Below are 21848 nucleotides of genomic sequence, written 5' to 3'. Positions count from 1 at the left end.
CCAAATATGTGCCCTACTTCATCCGGGAGTTACTGTTGTGGTTGATCCTATAAACTCTTTAATGAAGGATCAGTTCGACAAGCTTCTCGAAAATGGAATTGACAAATCAAACTACATCAATTCGTTTAATACCAAAGACGAAAGAGAAAAAAACCTAGAAGAGCTAACGGAAAGTAAATATTTAATCTTGTTTGTTTCGCCTGAGAGATTCCAGATGGAGAAGTTCCGGCTGTCATTGGAAAGTTGCGCTTACAATAGAGTTTATTATAGTTATGCGGTAATAGATGAAGCCCATTGTGTCTCTGAATGGGGCCATGACTTTCGGCACACCTATTTAAAGCTGGCTCAAAATTTAAAAAGGTTCTGTTTGCCAAAATCAGGCCTTTTGTCACTTTTCGGGCTCACAGCAACAGCTTCTTTTGACGTGCTTGCAGATGTTCAACGGGAATTAGGGGTGTCAGACGAAGCAATTGTAAGCCTGCCAGCGGAAGCGATTGATAGAAAGGAACTAAATTTTGAGATATTAAGAATCAATTGCAAAGTGCCAGATAATCTTCCCTTTTGGGAAAGAGAAGAGCATCTCGGCCATGCTAAATATCCTGAAGTGGCAAGAATCATTGAATCTCTCTCAGCGCGCATGGAGAAGCTTGAAAAGCGTTATGACTATTTCAGGACTAACCCCAATTTTTTTAGAAGAGTCGGGGAGGAATACCTCAATGCTGGCCTAATATTTTGCCCTACCAAATCTCATAAACTACGTAATGGTGTTCTTGCACTACATGACTTTCTGGTTAAGGATGAAAACCTGAGCATCGGAACCTTCTTTGGAGGAGGAGACGAAAACACTATTCTTGACGAAAGAATTCAGAGTGAAGCTGCCCTGTCATATCAGCATCAAGAAGAGTATATCAGGAATAGGACAAATCTAATGATCGCAACAAAGGCTTTCGGTATGGGCATCGATAAACCAAATATTAGGTTTTCAATCCACTACTCGTTTCCTAGCTCTGTCGAGAGTTTTTATCAGGAGGCGGGCAGAGCCGGGCGAGACGGCAATCCCTCAATTTGCACAATTGTTTACCATCCTGCTGATACCGAGGCAAATCTTGATTTCTATCGAAACGCTTTTAAGGGCATAGAACGAGAAAGAGAAATTATCGATGAACTTCTACAAGAGGTACAGTATGAAGATAATTTCTATTTAGGCGTCCTAAAGAGGCAGCTGCAAGATAAGTTTCCCGAGGTCCATTATGTTACGCTCTGGAAGGATAGATATATCTATATTAATGGTCCTTGGAGGAGCAGTATGGATGAAAGAATCTCAATAGGGGTAATTGATTTAGAAAGGAATTTGAAAAGCTATGAAGATTCGACAAAAAACTTTGATTCTGACAAAGCTCAAGAAATTTTGGAATACGCAAGGCGAATACTGAAGCAAGAAGTCGCGGACGGTCTCTATCTGTCTTGGCTATCTACCAGATCAACCGAAGGTATTAAGGCCCTTATTGACAGTAAAAAACAAGCCGAATATCGGCTCAGAATTGGGTTTTCTAATGATACAGTTACTAAGATTTGCGAGCTTCTAAAGAACGTTGGCAATAAGCACATAGAACCGGTCGTCATAAGGGCGGCTTATAATTTTAGCTATTCCGAATATGACTTTTTAGGTAACCTTGAATATCAATACGCGAAATTTACCGGCTTTACAGATTCTCTTCGAGTGCCTCCAGGTACTCTAGAGCTTGTAAGAAACAGTTACAATAAAATTAGAAACTCATCCGATACCCAGCGAGCTATTTACAGGATGACAATTCTCGGGATTGTCGACGACTACGTAATTGATTACGTAGGTCAGTTTATTGAAGTGCGTTTTAAAGCCAAGTCAGACGATCAGTACCTTGAGAATTTCAGAACTTATCTAAAACGTTATCTCGGTGTTCAAACAAGTCAGGCTTGGATTGACAGAGCACAACAAAAGGAGGAGGTTTCAGTACTTCAAAAAGTTTTATATACACTTATTGAGTTTATAGAATCAGAGGTCGCCGATAAGAGGAAGCGCTCTATCCTGTACATGAAGTCCCTATGCGAACTTGGTGCAGAACAAGGAGATAAAGCTTTTAGAGAGAACATTATTTATTATTTTACCTCAAAATATGCTCGTACAGATTACCTACCGAAAGATATCGACGGTGGTAGAATTGAGAGTACAAGTGTCGTGGAAACCTATTTAAACTATGTTTCTCATCCTCCAGACGGTTTGGGCGGAGAAATTGATAATGCCAAACACCTTCGCGGTGCGTGCGCGAATTTGCGAATCAGTATGACAAAGGAGAATGCAACGCTTGATCTTCTCACTTCTTTTAGCCTCTTCGCTTTGGAAGCGAAAGAGTCGGATACTTATGATACAGCGCTAAAACGACCACTTATTACACAGGCTATTGAGATGTACCAAAATGGCTATAAAAGGTTTCTGAGCAGCGAAACTGAATCTTGGAAAGACGTAAAGGATCTGTTAGCCGTTTTTAATGCTAAAATATTAGATCTTAATCCCGTTATAAAGCCACTTCTCGCTCCATTAACTCATGAAATTCTTATCAACAGAACGGCCCACCGCCTTAGCAAATTTTTAGATAACGTCCTAGAATGGAAGACACAATAAAAGTACAGGAAGAATTTGAGAACCTGATAGATCAGCTCAAGCAGCTCAGAAAGGTAAATGAACTAACATCTGAAAATACCGAAAATGCCAAGCGTATAATTGGTGAAGTAGAGATTTTTGTTGCAAGTACCAATAGTTATAAAGAAAAGATTGAAGCCGACTTACAATTAAAATCAACCCAAATTGAAACTCTCATAGGGACGTTAGATCAATCGATCTTATCTTTAAAGACTCATGCCTCCGAGTTGAATAAAAGTATTGAACAGTCTTTCAACGGATTTAAAAGCTCTACAGAAACAACACTACATGAAGTGTCGCAGCAAGTAGGGCAGACCGCAGCGAAGGTTGAACACGGTGTGTCTGGAGTAAGGGAAACTGTGAGCTTTGAATCACATGAGTTGGCGCGGCTACTTACCGAATCTATTGAAGGAGGAAATACTGTCCTAGAAAAGAACATAGAAGTTGGGCTAGGTAAGATGAATACTACAATCGGAGAAAATTACTTGACTTTGATTAACAAGGTGTCCTCACTAGAAAAACAGCTCAAGACAATCAAAGCCCTATTGTTTCTGTTAGTAGGTTTTCTATGCATAGGCTGTATTGCTATTTTTTTATATAGCGGCTTGAGTCTTTAGGCTTCTGCGAAGAAAGTCTGTTTAGTTTTATAAAATGCTTGGATATTACGTTCGATGGCACCGGGTGGTTAGGTTAGATGGTTCTTCGTGGCTGCATAAAGAAACAAAATTAAAATTGCAGTGATAAGTAAACGTGACTATTTAAAATTTGAGTTGATGTTATGCGTTTTCAAATTCACAAGGGAAAACATTGCGTAGAGAAGTGTCCTAAAGCGATTGATTGATGAATTCTATTGCATTCATTGACACTGAAATTGAGCCGCGAAGTTTAAAGATCCTTGATATTGGCAGTGTGCGGGCGGATGGCAGTACTTTTCATAAAGCATCGGTTCCTGACTTTATCCACTTCCTCAACGGAACCCGGTTCGTTTGCGGCCATAATATTATTAACCACGACATTAAATATATCGGTCGCGCACTTAATGAGGCAAAGATCTCCGTCTATAATGCCATTGATACTTTATTTCTCTCACCACTTCTATTCCCCTCGAAACCCTATCATGCTCTTCTAAAAGATGATAAACTCCAAACGGAGGACGCAAATAATCCATTAAATGATGCCGTCAAAGCGAAGGATCTGTTTTATGATGAGGTGGCCGCTTTTCGTCAATTAGATGATGAACTCAAGCAGATCTATTATGCCTTGCTGAATAATAGGAGAGAGTTTCGCTCGTTTTTTCTGTTTTTAGGTTATGTGAGTGAGACTGGCAATCCAGAGCATTTGATCAGACAGAGATTTAGAGATGAGATCTGTGCTGAGGTTAACCTTGAAAGCATTATTGCAGATCATCCCGTAGCATTATGCTACTGTTTGTCTCTCCTCAATTCTTTTATTACGCACAAAAGAACGTACTCTGTTACTCCGCCCTGGGTGCTGAAGAACTATCCTGAAGTAGAGCGGATCATGTTCCGCTTGCGAAACAAACCATGCCTGAGGGGATGCTCATATTGCGAGCGGGCTCTGGATGTACATACAGCGCTGAAGCGCTTCTTTGGTTTTGATACTTATAGGACTTATGGCGGTGAACCATTGCAGGAAAAAGCAGTAAAGGCTGCCGTTAACAATAAATCGATCCTTGCCGTTTTTCCCACCGGGGGAGGCAAGTCTATTACCTTTCAGGTTCCTGCATTAATCGGTGGTGAAAATGCGAGGGGTTTAACGGTCATTATATCTCCGCTGCAATCATTGATGAAGGATCAGGTAGATAACCTGGAAAAAGCTGGAATTACAGAGGCGGTGACAATCAACGGTTTGCTCGACCCGATTGAAAGATCTAAATCTTTTGAGCGAGTGGAAGACGGCTCTGCCTCAATTCTTTATATTTCCCCCGAGTCCCTTCGCTCAAGGACAATCGAACGATTACTTCTGTCCAGAAAGATTGTGCGTTTTGTGATCGATGAGGCGCACTGTTTTTCGTCCTGGGGACAAGATTTCAGGGTCGACTATCTTTACATCGGTGATTTTATAAAGTCGCTTCAGGAAAAGAAGAATCTGGAGGATGGAATTCCGGTATCCTGCTTTACAGCAACGGCCAAGCAAAAAGTAATCGAAGATATCCGTGCATATTTTAAAGAGAAGCTCTCCCTTGATCTGGAACTGTTTACTTCAAAGGTGTCTCGTACCAACCTTCATTACAACGTTTTCGAAAAAGACAATGAAGAGGAAAAGTATCAGGCCGTCAGAGATTTAATTGAAGAGAAAAACTGTCCCACCATCATTTATGTCTCCAGAACAAGAAAGGCCTATTCTCTTGCTGATAGACTAACTAAAGACGGTTTTAACGCCCGGCCTTACCATGGAAAAATGGAGGCGAAGGAAAAAACAGCCAATCAGAATGCATTTACAGCCGGCGAAGTGCCTATCATCGTGGCTACCTCTGCTTTCGGAATGGGCGTCGACAAGAAGGACGTCGGCATGGTGATTCATTTTGAGATTTCCGATTCCCTGGAGAACTATGTTCAGGAAGCAGGCAGAGCAGGGCGGGATGAAAAAATGATGGCCGACTGTTTTGTTTTGTTCAATGAGGAAGATTTAAGCAAGCACTTTATTCTCCTGAATCAAACTAAACTCTCCATAAAAGAGATTCAACAGGTTTGGAAAGCAATCAAGGAGATTACCCGGTTCCGGTCCAGGGTATCTAATTCAGCTTTAGAAATTGCGCGAAAAGCCGGCTGGGATGACAGTGTTGCGGAAATAGAAACGAGGGTAACTACAGCCATTGCAGCGCTGGAAGATGCCGGCTATCTGAAGCGCGGCCAAAACATGCCGCGGGTGTTTGCCAACAGCATATTGTCCAGGACTGCACAGGAGGCGATCGATAAGATCCATGCTTCCGGACGCTTTGACGAGAGGCAAAAGGAAAAAGCAATCAGAATTATCAAGAAGCTCTTTTCAAGCAAAAGCAGAAAGCAAACAAACGACGAGTCGGCTGAATCTCGTATTGATTATATCAGCGATCATTTAGGAATCACAAAGGAAGAAGTGATCAGGATCGTGAATCTCCTTCGGGAAGAGAAGATTTTAGCAGATGCAAAAGACCTGACCGCTTTCATCAGGAAAGGGGAGAACAGAAACAAATCTCTTAGCATCGTTGAAGCATTTAGTAAGATAGAAAGCTTTCTGCTGCCCTATCTTCAGGAGGAAGAAAGAGTTCTTCATATCAAAGAATTGAACGAGGAAGCAGAAGAGCGGGGTTTAGAAGAGGTAAGCACGCACAGGATAAAAACTGTCCTTAACTTCTGGGCCATCAAAAACCTGATTAAACGCCGCAACCTTGAACATCAGAAAAATCACGTGGCTGTACTTTCTCTGCATCAGGGGGAAATACTGAAGGAAAAACTAGAGAAACGGCATGAGCTGGCTAAGTTCCTGGTGGGTTACCTCTATGATAAAAGCCGGCTTACTACTTCCGGGGAGGATAAAGACACGGAAGAAGTTTTAGTCGAGTTTTCGGTGTTAGAATTAAAAGCAGCATTCGAGCGTGAACTGAGGCTTTTTGCAGTACAGGTGTCTTTGGAGGATGTGGAGGATGCTCTTTTCTATCTTTCAAAAATTGAGGCTATTAAAATTGAAGGCGGTTTTCTGGTGGTTTATAACCGCCTGACTATAGAGCGCCTTGAACAGGACTCCAGGAAACGCTACAAGGTAGAAGATTATCAAAAGCTGAATCAGTTTTACGAAAGCAAGATCCAACAGATCCATATTGTGGGTGAGTATGCCAAGAAGATGATCACTGACTACAAAAATGCCCTGCAGTTTGTTGAAGACTACTTCCAGCTAAATTACCAGTCCTTCCTCAACAAGTATTTTAAAGGCAGCCGCCAAAATGAAATCAGGCGTAATATTACCCCGGCCAAGTTCCGGCAGCTATTTGGAGAGCTATCGCCCACTCAGTTAAAAATTATCAACGACAACGAGTCCAGATACATTGTAGTAGCAGCAGGGCCGGGGAGCGGCAAAACACGGGTGCTTGTACACAAGCTTGCTTCATTGCTTTTAATGGAAGATGTCAAGCATGAGCAGTTATTGATGCTTACTTTTTCCCGGGCGGCGGTAACAGAATTTAAGAAGCGTTTATTGAAGCTGATTGGTAACGCCGCGAACTTCATTGAGATAAAAACATTTCATTCCTATTGCTTCGATTTGCTGGGGAAGACGGGCAGCCTTGAAAAGTCGGATGCCATCTTGAAAAAGACGATTGGAAAGATCAGAAACAATGAGGTAGAAGCAAGCCGGATTACAAAAACTGTCTTAGTGATCGACGAAGCGCAGGACATGGATGAGGATGAGTTTCATTTGGTTAATGCGCTGATGGAGCAGAATGAAGAGATGAGGGTAATCGCTGTGGGCGATGATGATCAGAATATCTATGAATTCAGAGGAGCAAATTCGCAATTCCTGGAACGGTTTCTACGAAGTAAGCTCTCTGTAAAATATGAGTTAGTTGAAAATTATAGGAGTAAAGGTAACCTTGTTGACTTTACCAACCAATTCGTCAGCAGGATACGACATCGTTTGAAAGAGACGCCTGTAGTTGCAAAACAAATGGATTTGGGGAAAATAAAACTGGTTCAGCATTCCGGCGGAAATCTCATTACACCATTGGTCAGCGATGTAGTGCGGGCCGAGCTCACCGGCACGACTTGTGTACTTACCAAGACCAACGAGGAAGCCCAGCAAATCACCGGATTGCTTCTGAAAAACAACGTGCCCGCCAGGCTGATCCAGACAAACGATAGCTTCAACCTGTACAATCTGCTGGAGGTTCGATTCTTTCTTCAATCATTAAATCTAAACGAGGATACTTACATTATCCCGGAGGAAGACTGGGAACGTGCGAAGCAGGAGCTTTTGAACCGATACCAAGGCAGCTCTAAACTTGAAATTTGCAAGAACATTATCAGAGATTTTGAAGCCACTAACCCAAAAAGGAAGTACAAAACAGACCTGGAGGTTTTTGTCCGGGAATCGAAGCTGGAGGATTTTTACAATGAGAACGGAGAGACTATCTACGTTTCAACTATTCATAAGGCTAAAGGAAAAGAATTTGACCAGGTGTTCCTGATGCTGGAGAATTTCGATGAATCAACTGACGAAGCAAAACGGCAGCTATATGTTGCAATGACCCGTGCCAGGAAAAACCTGAGCATTCACCTCAACGGGCCCTATCTTGATAATCTTACTACCAATAACCTCGAGAAAATTAACGACAGAGAAATGCACTTGCCCCCCTCTGAGCTGACCATGCAGTTAAGCTATAAAGATATCTGGCTTGACTTTTTTATTAACAGGCAGCATCTTGTTTCCCAGCTGAGCAGTGGTGCACGCTTGACTGTGAGTGATAACGAGTGTCTGAATTCGAAGGGGCAGTGCGTGTTGAAATTCTCACAGAGGTTCACTGAGCAAATAGCAGCGATGAAGGAGAAAAATTACATGCTCAAAAATGCGACGGTCTGTTTTATTGTTTATTGGCTGAAGGAGGGAGCGGTGCATGAGGTGAAGGTTATTTTGCCTGAGTTGGAGTTTGCGAAAGTGGGCTATAATGGGCGGTGCTTGTCAATTTGATTTCTCCGGCGCTGTGACCGTTGCCTCTCAAACAGACGGCAAGGCTGTTTATATGACTTCTACCTCGTCATCGAAGATGTGTTTACTCCTGACTCAGCTGGGCAGGTCCTCACCCTTTTTGACGCAGAATGTGCTGCCTGTCAACTTGGAAGTCGGGCAGGAGTAGCAAGCGGGCGCGCAGACGTATATTCTTGCATTCGCGCAAGAAGCAAGGGACGTTCATGGCCTTATCCAAGCCTTCAGTTGGGCCGTCAGTTCTTTTACGCTTCGCCGTCAGTTCTTCGTCAGTTCTTTTACGTTTTGCCGTCAGTTATTCGTCAGTTCTTCGTCAGTTTGCCGTCAGCTGGCCGTTTCTGGTTCGTTTCTGATTCGTTTCAGAACCGTCTCTGCTTTTCCTTCCGGCCGTCTGCCGGCCGTTACGGCGTCTCCTTGGGGCTTGCAGGGAGTAAAAGAACAGACGGAAAAGCGACGATCCAGGTACGGATCAGGTAATAATCAGGAGCTTTTCTCAAGCATGGAAGAAAGGACTGAAGGGTGTAAAACTGACGCCAACTGGAGCCATCTGGCACCGTCTGGCACCGGCATTCTGCAAGGGCAGGAGCGGGTTCTACATGTGGTTCAGAGGCAGGGCTGATACTAGCGAAAGTTCTGGTCCTGAGCAATGAACTAAGTTTTAACCCTTTAAATTTTAACATTATGGGAAGTTTTATTAAAGGTCTGATGGGCGGCTTTTCTGGGAAAGTAGGAAACCTCATCGGCACTAGCTGGAATAGGAAGCGTAGTCAATCACTTCAACGAATTCTCCGATCACCCGGAGTTGAGTTAACTCATCTTCTCTTAGCTCAATTGATTCCTTTTATTGTCTTCGCGATAAGTTCAATATTTGTCTTTGGCACATCATGTTGTTTTGCCAGTTCCGTCCAGCGATCTAGAGAACTTCTGGTCCGGTCTATAATTTCTTCCACGCGCTTTTTGGGCACGTTCGCTTCCTGGCCGAGTTTTAGCAGATGGCTGATCTGTGGATTTCTGCCTTCGCCCATCACCATCGTACTTTGCTCGCCGTTTGGGCCACTGGAAAAAGTAAGGTCATAGGCAGGCGCAAGTTTCCATTCACCGTATTCATCCATGAGGAAACTGAAATTCTTGGCATGATCATCCCGGTTATGGGCCAGCACATTAAATACGGCGAGGCGATACATTTTTTCTACTTCACGGACGTCCCTGGTAAGAGCGCCGGTTAAATTCAGTAAATCCTCATAGTCCAGCGATGGCGTTCTGAAATCGCTATGCAATAAGCCGCTTGCAGTATGCATGTGCAATCGTTTATTGGCCGTTCTGTCAAAACGTTTGACAGCAAAATGACCGGCGCCTTTCCGGGAAGGGAATAAATGTATGTCGGGCATCAGCACACCTGCTTCTTTTGCCATTAGGGCATAGACATATTCAATTGCACCTGCATCATGTCCGTCCTGAGAATTAGCAAATTTTACCAGCCACGGTTCAAATTCTTTATCAAGCCTTTCTACACCGTAGGTAATCCGCGTACGATCTTTGTTTAGGGCAATCATTGCTTTGGGACGCGCACCTGCAGACGATCCGTTCAGGGTTAATAGTTCTTTGATTACTTCTTCAGAGCTGCCTTTTAAGACTTCTTGACTCTGTAAGGCCAGATGATCCAGGTCAATAAAGTCCCCGGCTTTATCTGACGGGCTATTATCCGGTTCATAAACTAGCGCCCCCATGCCTGATAAGCCAACATGCGCCAGGCGGTCGAGCGGAGAAATAGTGGCAGGCAAGATACCTTGTGACCTCAGCAATCGGTCAAAAAGCAATCGCCCCCACCCATCCGGCAGGCTGTCATTGAAAACCCCCGGGAGTCCTTCAAACGGACGTTGAGGCATTGCGATCACTCCTTTTCTCAAGGGCAGGCGCAACGGCAAGATTTCGATACCCTTTTGGATGAATGTGTCGTTGTACTCAAAATAAATATTGCGGTCGCGTAGGGCCAGGCGCCCCACGGGATGAATCCCTGAACCGAAATCCAGACCAACTTTCACTTCCGTCAACAGCTCCATCATTTTTTTCGTCCTCTCTTTCTGGGTATGCCATCGGTGTTCTTAAGGACATCATCTATCGAGTTGAATGTTGGCTTTGAAGGTTTCAAGACATCTATTACTTCCTGCATACCGCCAACGACTAGCAGGAGTTTCAAAAAGGATTCCAGGGAAATCGCCCCTTTTTGTTCAAACTTCCTCAATGTTGCAAGGGGCACACCAGATCGCTCAGCGAGGCCCTCCTGCGTTAGTTCCATGCTGAGCCGCCTGTCGCGAAGGTTATTTGCTATCTTTTTCTGCGCCTTTGACGGTGAAATAAGTGATATCATGGTGGTAATAGCGTGTGTTTTTAGTAGTGTACTAACATCATGGTATTACAAATATAAGAGATGCGCATGAAAGGAGCAGTGCTAATAGGAGTAAATCCATTCTATGCAAAAAGGGCTGTGTTTCCTCAGCTAACTATTGACAGTAGAGTTTTAAGAGGTTGGAAGACCTCCTTTACAAACTGCAGAAAAGCCTTTACTTTGACCCACCGAATAAGACTTAAACACACTATATAGTTTTACGCAATATCCCACATCCGATGACGGCCCAATCTCCTTCAAGAAAACAAAAATCGCAGTTTCTTCAATGGTTTCAACCCATACTCGATGCTTTAAAGCAGCTGGGTGGCTCAGGTAAACCGCGTGAAGTGTCTAACAAGATAGCCGAGAACCTCCGGCTGGATGAGTCATTTCTAACCGAACTTACGAAGACGGGTGCAGATCGCTTTCATAATCAAGTTTGCTGGGCGAGGCAGTATCTGGTGTGGGAAGGCTATCTCGATTCTTCCACGCATGGTACATGGTCTCTCACTGAGAAAGGGCGTAATGTCAACATAAACATTGAAGATGCGCGGAGAATATTCCTGAAATGGGTGGCCATACATCAGCAGGCGCGAAAGGCAAAGCAGTCCGAAGAAGAGATCATGCAGGAACAGGATGCAGCCGACCCGGAGAAGTATGAGGCTGAGACAAAGCCGGGCTTACTCGAAGTGCTGCAGCGATTAACGCCTGCGGGCTTCGAGCAAATGTGCGCCTTACTCCTTCGGGAGTCGGGATTTGAGAACGTCCAGGTAACAGGCCGCTCTCATGACGGCGGAATTGACGGCTTTGGTACTCTGGAGATGAACCCCTTTGTTTCCTTTAAAGTCCTGTTTCAATGTAAGCGTTACTCGGGAACTGTATCACGGGCACAAGTGGGCGACTTTAGAAATGCCATGTTGGGAAGAGCGGAGAAGGGCATTATTATTACTACCGGAACGTTTTCTTCTGATGCGATAAAAGAGGCCAATAGGGAAGGCGCTCCTAAGGTAGAACTGGTTGATGGGGAAAAACTGGTGCGGATGTTTGAGAAAGCACAGCTTGGGGTAAAACCAAAGACGGTCTATGAAGTCGACTTAACTTTTTTTGCGCCTTTTCTTGCTTGAGCGGTCCATTCTTTTCATCGAATTACATTTAAAGATGAAAATCTAAGAAAAAAGAGGTAGAATTGTCCGACCTTTGGACTTGAAGCCAAAACATAGTCATAGGACCGAATTGCTAGTATCGCCTGTAACACCTGAATCTTCAAATACCTGCAATCTGATTCCTGAATGTGGGAAATACTGGCAATGAACGATATTCGGGCGGGATCTTGGGCGGGAGGATTGAACTTCATGGTAAGGCTTAGATAATTAATAAGTTGATATATTGCTGGATTTCGTTTTATGTATACACATGATTCGCCCTACACTCCTGAGTCTATCATTCCTTATATCTACTCTGTACCTTTGGATAATTTTCGGCGCTTATTGTCGCTGATCGACGACATCGAAAGGGAAAAAATCTTTGGAGAGGTAGTATGTGGAACGATTAACGGTATAAGCTACTACGGAGGTTTTGAGGAAGCAACAGTAGTATCCAATTTTAGATCATACTGCTACCAGTTAAATCTTGTTATTTGTTTCCCAGACTGTCCGAAGTGGAAAGAAGGAGGTGAATACTTGAGGGCAGGATGTCCTGGCATCCAGGAAAAAGACTTACTGTTTATAATTAAAGCAATAACGTACGCTCTTCGCCAGGACAAATTCGTCGATGGTTCTCTAATCGGCTTATTTAGAAACGGCTCAATCTTAGCCCTACTGAAAAGACTTAAAGAATTGATTGAAGGTCGTCATAGTTTTATGAAAAATAACTGGAATAGTTTAAAAGGTTCACAATTAGGAAAGTATGCTGAGTATTTTACGAAGATGGAGTTTACTCAGTACGGCTTCGATGTTTATTCTTCGGAAGTTGACGATAAGGGAATTGACTTTTTAGTGAAGAAAAATGGTAAGTACTATGAGATCCAGGTCAAGTCGGTGCTTAAGTCACAGTATGTCTTTATGCCTAAGAGCAAATTTGAACCGAAAGCCAGTTTATATCTTGCCCTTGTTCTATATACTCAGGGAGAGTGCCCCGGACTCTATTTAATACCTTCACAGGCTTGGTTAACACCCAACGCCTTAGTTGTGGATCGTCCTTATTCTGAGTCACATAAAAGTCAGCCGGAATACGGGCTGCAGTTGTCTGTAAAGAATCGGCCGTTGCTACACGAATATTCATTCGAGAAGATTCTGCTTGATCTGTTATAATGCGGGTTACTAAGAGTATAGCTGATGAAGATTAAATTGTTTTTTATCCTGCTCATGTCCCTTGTCTGCTCAAGGGGCATGAGTCAGTTTAAGGCCCGGCCTTCGGGTGCAGAGGAGTGGGTGATGGCGAAAAATTATTACGCCAGTTTTTTGCTCTTAAAAAATCAGAGTACGTATACGCCTGTCTTTCAGCGTCCGGAGATCAAGTCAATCCTGAGCAGAAGAGAGCTTCGTTTGAAGTCTAGGCCGGCTGACTTAGCGGCCGGTTTGGCTGCTTTAAAATGGAATGCTGAGGAAATAGAGCAGCTGCCTGTACTTATAGCCAAAGCAATTGCGACGTCTAAAGTAGATGATGACTCTCTCAGCACCCGCCTGCAGCAAAGTTTAAAGTATGCTCTCCCGTCGAAAGACAGGGTTCAGAGCATTGCCTACGCGCTGAAAAGAGATTTTGAAGGAATGAATTTTACGATAGATGTCTATGCGGGGGGCCGCAAACCCAACTACCCTGCTATTGACTCTATTTCTATTAATGCATCTAAAAAGCCCTATGCTACTATCCTGCAGGAAGTCGTGATGTCACTGAGCGAACAGGCTGCATCGCTGGGAAGTTCCATGTTTTCGTCTATGTATGCCGCTACTCGTTTCCTGGAGATAAACGAGCGCTGGGATGCGGCGCTGTATGAGCCCCTGGATGAGGGTGAGAATAAGAGCGCTTACGCTTCTGTAAAAAGTACTGATTTTTCGAAATATCCTTATGCCCTGATATTGGTATTGGGGGCGGGACCTGATCAGCCGAACACGCCTCTTTCACCCCTGGGAATGATCACCTGCCGTAAGGCTGCTTCTCAATACTTTGCAGGACTGGCTCCCTTTATTCTCGTATCGGGCGGGCGTGCGCACCCTTACAAGACGAAATTCGTAGAAGCAATTGAGATGAAGCATTATTTATCCGGTGTGCTTAATGTTCCGGAGAGTGCTATACTCATTGACCCGCAGGCCCGGCATACTACTACTAACCTGCGTAATGCTGCCCGCATCATGTTTCAGGCTGGCTTTCCTGCCAACAAAAAGTCGCTGATCACCAGTCGTGCTTTTCACATCGCATCCGTGAAAAATATGGCGGACAGGTGTATCAAAGAATTAGGATACGTTCCCTATAAACTTGGAGAGATTATTGAGCCCAGAAGTATTGAGTTTACTCCTGAGATCACTTCCTTTAGAATTGATAACGACGAACCTTTAGATCCCTGATTTCCTGATACCTATAAGATGAAAAGATATTTAGTACTATTCCTGCTCGTATGTAATACGATAACTCAGGGTTTTTCGCAAACGCTTAAGGCGGATATAGCCTACCTAAACAAAGTAGATCCATCGAAACCGGTTCTGGTAGCAGCGCATCGGGGCGACTGGCGCAATGCTCCTGAGAATAGCAGAAAGGCAATCGAGTATGCCATTAACATGGGAGTGAACATCGTAGAGATCGATTTAAAAATGACGAAGGACAGCGTCCTGGTGCTCTGTCACGATAAAACGATCGATCGTACGATGACAGGAAAGGGCGAACCGGGACAATTTACTCTCAGCCAGTTAAAAGAGCTCTCGCTCCGGAACGGGTTGGGCAGAGCCACGATGCATAAAATCATGACATTTGAAGAGTGTCTTCTGCTGGCCAGAGATAAGGTAATTATTGATGTTGATAAGGGCTTTAGTTACTTTCCGCAGGTCATTGAACTGATCGGGAAGTACGGCATGTTCGATCAGACCATTGTGAATGTGGACGACAACTTGACCTTGCAGGAGGTTCAGAATAGATATGGCGATATTGATAAGCGAGTGAGACTCATGCCGATCATCGATCTTAATAAGCCGGGATACAAGGAGATTATCTCATCTTATAAGTCGAGAAAGAATACGGATTTTCAGCCAATTTTCAAGACCGAGGACCGCGAGGCGATGAGGTATATACATGATTTGAAAAAGCAGGGCTATCAGGTCTGGCTGAATTCACTATGGGCGTCATTAAATGCCGGTCATGATGACGATACTGCCGTGGATTTAGGTGATAAGGACAACAGCTGGGGCTGGTTGCTGAAGAACGGAGCAACCATTATACAGACCGACCGCCCGAAAGAACTGATACAGTACGTGAAGAGCAAGTAAAATTTGTAGTCTGGAGGGCATCGCGGGAGAAATGAGGCGAAACTGCCCCTTATATCGCTTTTTATAGTACGCCAGGAATTTAAGCGGGGATAGCGGGAGCCTGAAGGGTTTACGATCACGACTGCAGAAGGGTTTCTGCTAACTAAAGAGAGCCTGTAAGGTTTCCAAGATTATGTCACAGCTGCCGGTATCAAGTCTTCCCAGCTTCTGGCCAAGTCTGGTCTTATCTATTGCTCTTAGCTGATCTAAAGCTACTTGTCCGCTCTTTTTATCAATTATGCAGTCAACTCTGGTAGGGTAGCGGCGAATGGTGGAAGTCAGGGGAGCAACGATGACCGTGTTAAGTGATCTGTTGACCTCGTCGGGTGATATGATCACGCAAGGTCGTGTCTTTTTTATTTCACTTCCGACAGTCGGATCCAGGTCGATGAAATAAACGTCAAAGCGCTTGATTACCATGTCCATTCATCTTCGTCAAACTGATTGTTAAAGTCGCCCATAAGGCTTTCCTTGTCAGCAGCGGAATGAGCTGCTTGAAACTGTTCTTCCCAATCATGCCTGGGCTTCTTTTTGACGGCCTTTATAACAATGCTGTCATTCTTCACCTCTATATCCACTTCGTCTTTTATCTGACACTGTTCTATCATGCTTTTTGATAGGAGTATTCCCGTTGAATTCCCGATCTTTCTTACTCGTACCACCATATTACAAAGTTATAATTTTGTTATAACATTATGAATGCCGTTTTGTTAAGTTATCGGTCTCCGGGCTGACTTTTACAAATTTCTTCACAAACGAATTAGTGCTATATTTGCCCGCGCAAAAAAGATATACTATGATGGAAGACAACCAAACCTTAGACCAGCAAAATGCTGCTGGTATTGAAATGACAAAGCTACAGTTCCCAATCTCCTTCCAGTTCAGGATAAAGACCCTTGCCAATGATTTTATTGCAAAGGACGCCTCTGGCCGGACGATCGCTTATGTCCGCCAGAAAATGTTTAAGCTCAAGGAAGCTATTATGATCTACTCGGATGAGAGCAAGACCGAGCTGCTTTATCAGATCAATGCGGACCGCTGGATAGACTTCAACGCAAATTATGCGTTTTCCGATGCGAAAGGTGTCCGGATAGGCAGCGTAGGGCGGAAAGGAATGAAATCTTTCTGGAAGGCCAGCTATCAGATCTTCGATCAGGGCAAGAATCTTGACTTCAACATCCGGGAAGAAAACCCATGGGCCAAGGTTTTTGATTCCCTGCTCTCCGAAATTCCTATTATGGGCCTGTTTACCGGATACATGTTCCATCCCCGGTATGCGGTTACAGATGCCAGCGGTGCGGTAGTTGCCCGTCTGTCAAAGGAGTCGTCATTCTTCGGGAGACAATTTAGAGTAGACAAGCTCGGCAATATTGATCCGCGCGACGGAGAGCGTATCCTGCTCGGGTTAATGATGATGATCTTGTTGGAACGGCAAAGAGGGTAGTACCCATGTCGCTCTAAAATTACTAACTTTATGTTTTTCGGTAGCTTCGCAGTTTTGCTTTTATCGGTGCATACTGCGAGCTGCTGAGAGTACCTCGATACAAGGTGGACATAATAAAAAGGAATAGCATGGAAGAAATGGAAGATGATCTGGACTACTTCGATATGGTCAATCGCGATGCCATCGTGGTGAAACCCAAGAAGCCTCTTCTTGATTGGTCAAACAGTTTGACTCCTAATGAAAGGCCGCTGCTGGACTTAAAAGAGGGGAAGGTTTATCTCCTCAGCGAGAAGGATACACCGGAAGCAGTAGAACGGTGGCTCCGAAGGAACTTCGACAAGATTTTCCGGAGCGAGCTGACCGATTGGTGGCTAGATGAGAACGATTGGCCGCAAAAGCGGACGTTTAAGCTATTTAAGGAATGGTTTGATGTGGAGATCCACCAGATGGTGGTGGATATGGAAGATGATATTATCTTGAAAGATTAATTCCCATGAGAAAGCTGATTGTTATCTCCATGATTACTCTCGATGGCGTGATGCAGGGCCCGGGAGCGCCGGATGAAGATACATCAGAGGGTTTCAAATATGGCGGTTGGCTGGCACCATACGATGACGAGGTTGGTGGTGAGCTCATGCAAAGGCTCATGAGTCCGTCGGACCTTTTGTTAGGCAGAAAGACCTTTGATATTTGGGAAAGCTACTGGCCGCGACATGAACAATACTGGCCGGGCATCAACGAGGTTACGAAATACGTTTTGTCAGCGAGCAGGAAAAATTCAGACTGGATGAACTCGGTGTTCTTGAGCAGCCTGGCCGATATCGAAGATCTAAAGAACTCAAACGGCTCCGACATTCGGGTGTGGGGCAGCAGCAAGCTTGTGCAACTGTTGTTCAAGAATGATCTCGTTGATGAGCTCTGGCTGATCATTCACCCCCTGACTCTTGGTCATGGAAAAAAGTTGTTCGACAGCAGCGCAATTCCTGCAGCCTTTACACTAAAAGAAAGTGCTGTTACAGCAAAGGGAGTGATCATTGCCAATTATATGCGAGCGGGAGAGGTTGAGACGGGCACTGTGGGGTCTTAAATGGAAAGGATCAAATTCAAGACACAGTGAAATTTCAGCGCATAACGTAATGTGTAAAGTATCAGATAAGTTAAAGCTCTGCACCTGCAGTAAGAAAGAAGGCGAGTATTTACAAAACTCCTGGACGTTATATAAGTTTGTTGAAGGTAAGCATGAAATGATTGTAGGAGAAGCCTTCTTTCCATTTTGGGAATTGTCCAGGCACTACGCAGATAACTACGCCCGATTGTTGCAAATGTTGAACAAGGGAAATGTTTTTGACGTAGCGCTGGAAATACACACCAGAGACCGGTTACTGCTGTCGTTTTCAATGGATCGCGGCTTTGACCATGAGTACGGGTTCGAATTTGATAAAGGGGAGTGGAGGATGGAAAAGTTCATTCCGCTGGATTGGATTATGCAGTACGACGCCGTGGCTTCAGGCGAAATTCAAGACCAGGGATAGCTACAGGAGCAAGAGGCCCTTTCAGCGATCCCGCATCCTATACCTCATTGGACATCCCTTTTCTCTTTTCCTGGTTATTATATTAAACATTTCAGTTTTTAGGATCATTTAAGCGACCTTAAGTCGGCTTCACAAATTCATTCACAACCGAATCAGTGTTATATCGCCCGCAAAAAATACACTGCGATGGAAGACACCAAAACCTTCCAAAATGCTGCTGGTATTGAAATGACGCAGCTACAGTTCCTGATCTCTTTCCAATTCAGGATAAGGCCCTTTGCCAGGGATTTTATTGCCAAAGATGCCTTCGGCCGTATGACCGCTTATGTAGGCCAGAGATGTTTAAGCTCGAAGAAACTATTATGATCTACTCAGATGAGAGCAAGACATAGCTGCTTGATCAGATCAATGCGGTTCGCTGAATAGACTTCAACATGATTTTCATTAGCTGTATGCGGCTACAGATGCCAGCGGTGCGGTAGTTGCCGACTGTCAAAGGAATCGTCATTCTTTGGAAGGCAATTCAGAGTGGACAAACCCGGCAATATTGATCCGCGCGACGGAGAGCGTATCCTGCTCGGGTTAATGATGATGATCTTGCCGGAACGGCAAAGAGGGTAGTAGTTCCTGCTGGCTGGTGATAATTTTGGTACCGGTCAAAGACTGATTCGTACATGATCAGGGACATAGAGCGCACAGGAGAAAAGCAAGAGTAAAACAGGACCGTATTGCAACCGATTCAGAACCGGCATGAGTCGTTCCTGACTCGGTGCTGACTCGGTCCTGACTCGGTCCTGAGTCGGTTCTGACTATAACGAGGCTGCCACTAATCTCTCACCTGTCTTGGGTTTCGTCAGCGGGTAAATAGGCAATCGTCTTAGTGGTTTTTATGCCGCGGCAAAGGTCTTTAGCGATGCACAGGTCTTCCAACACGCGGCGAGTTCAGTATGTTCGCTGAAACGAGGCTGCATGTATTCCAGGTCCTGGGATCGTCGTGGGCCGCCGCTCAATAATATGCGAGGGGGCGGAGGTTGAGACTGGCACTCCGGGGACCTTAAAGAGAAAGGACCGCGACTTGCCAGGCATAACCTCCGCCCGCTCGTCAGGTAGGTGTTTGCTCGATTTAATCCTGAAGTTTCAGATTCGTGTTTGGCTTGTTACCCATTTTTAATTTCAGCTTTCCGCCTTTTACAACATCAGCAAAGGGGATAGATACGGAATTTTGTTCTTTGCCATTGTTGTTAATGGACTGCACATAGATATTGCCGGGCGAATTGTTTTCTGCCTCAATCACGAATTTGTCGCCTTTGTGATACTTCTTATTCAGTTTGATTTCGATCCGGCTGAACAGGGGACTGCCTATCTGGAACTCGGGGTTGATTTGTGTGAGGCCTTTAACATCAAAGAGCCCCATGCCGGCCATCACGTACCATGCTCCTAACTGGCCCTGATCTTCGTCCTGTCCATAGCCGTATCCGTGCAGGCCTTCCGTACCATAAAACTCGTTACAGATGGTGCGTACCCATTTCTGTGTCAGGTAGGGTTTGCCGGAAAAGTTGAACAGCCAGGATATATGCAGGTTCGGCTGATTGCCATGATTATAGAGCGCGTGCACTCCCGCAAAGGCATTGACTGTTTTTCCTCCTCCAAAAGTGTCGTTCTGGGAAAGGATAAAGATGCTGTCAAGGCGGTTGTTGAAAGATTCCTGTCCGATCTTGCTGATCAGCTTCTGGGGTTCGTGAGGGACGTAGAATGTATATTGGATGGCATTTCCTTCCTGGAAGCCTTCCCAGGCGGCAAGCGGTTTGAAGTTCTTGAGGAAGTTCCCGTCGGTAGTTCGGGGCCTCATTAGTCTGCTTTGCGGATCGAACAGGTTTTCCCAGTTGGAAGCCATTTTTGAAAGCAGCTTATAATCGTTCTCTTTGCCCAGATGTTTTGCAAATTGTGCGACTGCATAACTGCTATATGAATACTCGAGTGTATGAGAGGCGCCAAATACGGAACCTTCTTCCTGCTTCGTAATGAAATAATCATCACTTGGGATATAGGGGCAATATCCGCGTTTTACGAACGATCCGACATCCAGTTTTCCTGCTCCTGCAGGGCGACCTTTTCCCTCGGTCTCGTTTTTAAATGCAGCTTCGTAGCCTAACTTATAGTCAAAATCGCGTATGCCGCAATTATATGCCGCTGCAATAGCCAGGCTCGTGAAATTCGTTCCGACGCCTGATACATATTTGCTGTTCGCTATACCGTCGCCCAGCCAGCCTGTTTCTTTGTAAACCAATAACTGGCTCTGCACCCAGTCTGAGTAGTATTCGGGATAGGCTAAGGCCCATAATTGGGTGAGATTCCATGATCCTCCCCATATGGCGTCGGAATTATAGTAATTGTATGCCGGCCGCTTGTTTTGGCCGGGCGGGATGTGTCCGACTGTTCCATCATTTTTAGGGTAGGCTCCGTTAACATCGCTTGCCAGGCCTCGTCCTAGTAATGCATGGTACAAGCCGGTATAGAACTTTACTTTATCGTTGTGAGTGCCACCTTCGGCTTTTACACGTCCTAAAGCTTCATTCCACCTGCCAAGTGCTTCCCTTTTGGCTGTATTGAAGTCCATTTTCAGGGCTTCGGTGTTGTAGTTGAGCTTTGCATTCTCAATGGATGTATAGGACTGACCAATTTTTACTGTGATCTGCTCGTCGGCTGAAGTTTTATACACTACGGCCATACAGGCGCCTACACCTTTAATAGTCTTTTGAGATACGGGCTGTTCGCCTCTTTTGAAGACTTTTACTTCGGTCGCTGGCCGGCTTAGTTTTGCATAGAAGTACATATTCACTTCTGCGTCAGGCTGATATTTTTTTACATATTCGGGCTTTGTAATGACATAGCCTTCGATAGTGGTTTCATCAACCATTTTGATGTAGGCATCTCTTATTGCGCCGCTTTCCCCAAGCTGGGTGCCTATGTCGAAGAGGATATACGACTGGTCGGACTTGGGGAATGTATAGCGCTGAAAGCCTACACGGTCTGTTGCCGTTAGTTCTACCTTCGTGTTGTACTTGTCTAAAACGACCGAATAGAATCCCGACGTGGCGTGCTCGTTTTCTTTCTTAAAGGGTGAGCGGTAGCCGTTTTCAGGATGTTCCAGCGTGCCCGGAGTAGTTTTCAATTCGCCTACTACCGGCATCAGCATGACGCCGCCTACCTGAAATTCGTGGAAAATCGGAAATCCCTCTATAGACGAATGGATGTCTTCATAGCCTACGGCTTCCCAGCCTTGCTTATTGCCATAGCTTCCATTTGTGGAGGCGCCTAACTTGGCCATTCCGAAGGGCACGGCTGCCGGGGTATAAAAAAACCACCTGCTGTGCACCGAGCCGATGTTTGGACTTACATACTCCGATAGCCTGGGCGACGATGTTTCTTTGAGGTTTGCACATGAAAGGAGCTGCGCAATGATAGTTAGTAAGAATATATGACCTACAGTTTTTTGTAACATGGTGCGCAATGTACAAGTAGTTCGATTAATTGCTTTTATCATAACGATGGGAAATCTGCTTTTCTTAATTTACTTTTTCCTTTTTATATACACCTAAAG

At 44.7% G+C, this 21848-nt stretch carries 17 protein-coding genes; 12 read left to right on the top strand and 5 right to left on the bottom strand.

What is annotated here, in order from left to right; translation table 11 throughout:
• Nucleotides 1–4 precede the first annotated feature (4 nt).
• The 3 genes from ACES2C_RS18285 (at nt 5) to ACES2C_RS18275 (ending at nt 8359) form a co-directional block, all read left to right on the top strand.
• Entirely contained in the window at nt 5–2659 is a 2655-nt protein-coding gene (locus ACES2C_RS18285; protein WP_374166985.1) for a DEAD/DEAH box helicase, read from the top strand.
• Nucleotides 2644–3294 carry a hypothetical protein gene (locus ACES2C_RS18280; protein WP_374164497.1) on the top strand — a complete coding sequence of 217 codons (651 nt, stop codon included), beginning with the start codon at nt 2644–2646 and terminating at the stop codon, nt 3292–3294. The genes ACES2C_RS18285 and ACES2C_RS18280 overlap by 16 nt, the downstream gene beginning before the upstream one ends.
• Before the next feature lie 223 nt (nt 3295–3517).
• Nucleotides 3518–8359, top strand: coding sequence for a RecQ family ATP-dependent DNA helicase (locus ACES2C_RS18275; RefSeq protein WP_374164496.1), 4842 nt, complete (start codon nt 3518–3520; stop codon nt 8357–8359).
• A gap of 842 nt (nt 8360–9201) precedes the next feature.
• Here the strand turns inward: ACES2C_RS18275 and ACES2C_RS18270 are convergent.
• On the bottom strand, nt 9202–10437 hold the full coding sequence (locus ACES2C_RS18270) for a type II toxin-antitoxin system HipA family toxin (protein ID WP_374164495.1): 1236 nt from the start codon (nt 10435–10437) through the stop codon (nt 9202–9204).
• Nucleotides 10434–10742 (bottom strand): helix-turn-helix domain-containing protein, encoded by a 309-nt coding sequence (locus ACES2C_RS18265; protein ID WP_374164494.1) that lies wholly within the window; start codon nt 10740–10742, stop codon nt 10434–10436. The genes ACES2C_RS18270 and ACES2C_RS18265 overlap by 4 nt, the downstream gene beginning before the upstream one ends.
• Before the next feature lie 257 nt (nt 10743–10999).
• Between ACES2C_RS18265 and ACES2C_RS18260 the strand changes: the two genes are divergently transcribed.
• The 4 genes from ACES2C_RS18260 to ACES2C_RS18245 all read left to right on the top strand — a co-directional run bounded on the left by ACES2C_RS18260 (nt 11000) and on the right by ACES2C_RS18245 (nt 15232).
• The gene (locus tag ACES2C_RS18260) at nt 11000–11884 is read left to right on the top strand and encodes a restriction endonuclease (protein WP_374164493.1); all 885 of its coding nucleotides are present in this window, start codon (nt 11000–11002) and stop codon (nt 11882–11884) included.
• A gap of 279 nt (nt 11885–12163) precedes the next feature.
• Nucleotides 12164–13069, top strand: coding sequence for a DUF6508 domain-containing protein (locus ACES2C_RS18255; protein WP_374164492.1), 906 nt, complete (start codon nt 12164–12166; stop codon nt 13067–13069).
• A gap of 24 nt (nt 13070–13093) precedes the next feature.
• Nucleotides 13094–14320, top strand: a complete 1227-nt coding sequence (locus ACES2C_RS18250) for a YdcF family protein (protein WP_374164491.1) — start codon at nt 13094–13096, stop codon at nt 14318–14320.
• Nucleotides 14321–14338: 18 nt separating this feature from the next.
• Nucleotides 14339–15232, top strand: coding sequence for a glycerophosphodiester phosphodiesterase family protein (locus ACES2C_RS18245; protein WP_374164490.1), 894 nt, complete (start codon nt 14339–14341; stop codon nt 15230–15232).
• 138 nt (nt 15233–15370) lie between these two features.
• Here the strand turns inward: ACES2C_RS18245 and ACES2C_RS18240 are convergent, their stop codons facing one another.
• The gene (locus ACES2C_RS18240; RefSeq protein ID WP_374164489.1) at nt 15371–15697 is read right to left on the bottom strand and encodes a type II toxin-antitoxin system PemK/MazF family toxin; all 327 of its coding nucleotides are present in this window, start codon (nt 15695–15697) and stop codon (nt 15371–15373) included.
• On the bottom strand, nt 15685–15936 hold the full coding sequence (locus tag ACES2C_RS18235) for a hypothetical protein (protein ID WP_374164488.1): 252 nt from the start codon (nt 15934–15936) through the stop codon (nt 15685–15687). Before ACES2C_RS18235 ends, ACES2C_RS18240 begins: the two co-directional genes overlap by 13 nt.
• Nucleotides 15937–16067: 131 nt before the next feature.
• On the opposite strand from ACES2C_RS18235, the gene ACES2C_RS18230 reads away from it, so the two are divergent.
• The 5 genes from ACES2C_RS18230 (at nt 16068) to ACES2C_RS18210 (ending at nt 18613) form a co-directional block, all read left to right on the top strand.
• A complete protein-coding gene (locus ACES2C_RS18230) occupies nt 16068–16715 on the top strand; it encodes a hypothetical protein (protein WP_374164487.1) in 648 nt (215 codons plus the stop codon).
• 104 nt (nt 16716–16819) lie between these two features.
• Nucleotides 16820–17203, top strand: a complete 384-nt coding sequence (locus ACES2C_RS18225) for a hypothetical protein (protein ID WP_374164486.1) — start codon at nt 16820–16822, stop codon at nt 17201–17203.
• 5 nt (nt 17204–17208) lie between these two features.
• Nucleotides 17209–17802: a dihydrofolate reductase family protein gene (locus ACES2C_RS18220; protein ID WP_374164485.1), complete on the top strand. Its 594-nt coding sequence runs from the start codon at nt 17209–17211 to the stop codon at nt 17800–17802.
• A 49-nt stretch (nt 17803–17851) separates the two neighbouring features.
• The gene (locus ACES2C_RS18215) at nt 17852–18247 is read left to right on the top strand and encodes a hypothetical protein (protein WP_374164484.1); all 396 of its coding nucleotides are present in this window, start codon (nt 17852–17854) and stop codon (nt 18245–18247) included.
• Between the two features lie 186 nt (nt 18248–18433).
• Nucleotides 18434–18613, top strand: coding sequence for a hypothetical protein (locus ACES2C_RS18210; RefSeq protein ID WP_374164483.1), 180 nt, complete (start codon nt 18434–18436; stop codon nt 18611–18613).
• A 757-nt stretch (nt 18614–19370) separates the two neighbouring features.
• Here the strand turns inward: ACES2C_RS18210 and ACES2C_RS18205 are convergent.
• Nucleotides 19371–21749 (bottom strand): GH92 family glycosyl hydrolase, encoded by a 2379-nt coding sequence (locus ACES2C_RS18205; RefSeq protein ID WP_374164482.1) that lies wholly within the window; start codon nt 21747–21749, stop codon nt 19371–19373.
• Nucleotides 21750–21848: the final 99 nt, after the last annotated feature.

Origin of the sequence: Arcticibacter sp. MXS-1 (genome assembly GCF_041902385.1) — a bacterium.
Classification (GTDB): domain Bacteria; phylum Bacteroidota; class Bacteroidia; order Sphingobacteriales; family Sphingobacteriaceae; genus Arcticibacter.
The sequence above is the reverse complement of the archived record's forward strand: the minus strand, read 5'-3'. Positions and strand labels throughout refer to the sequence as shown.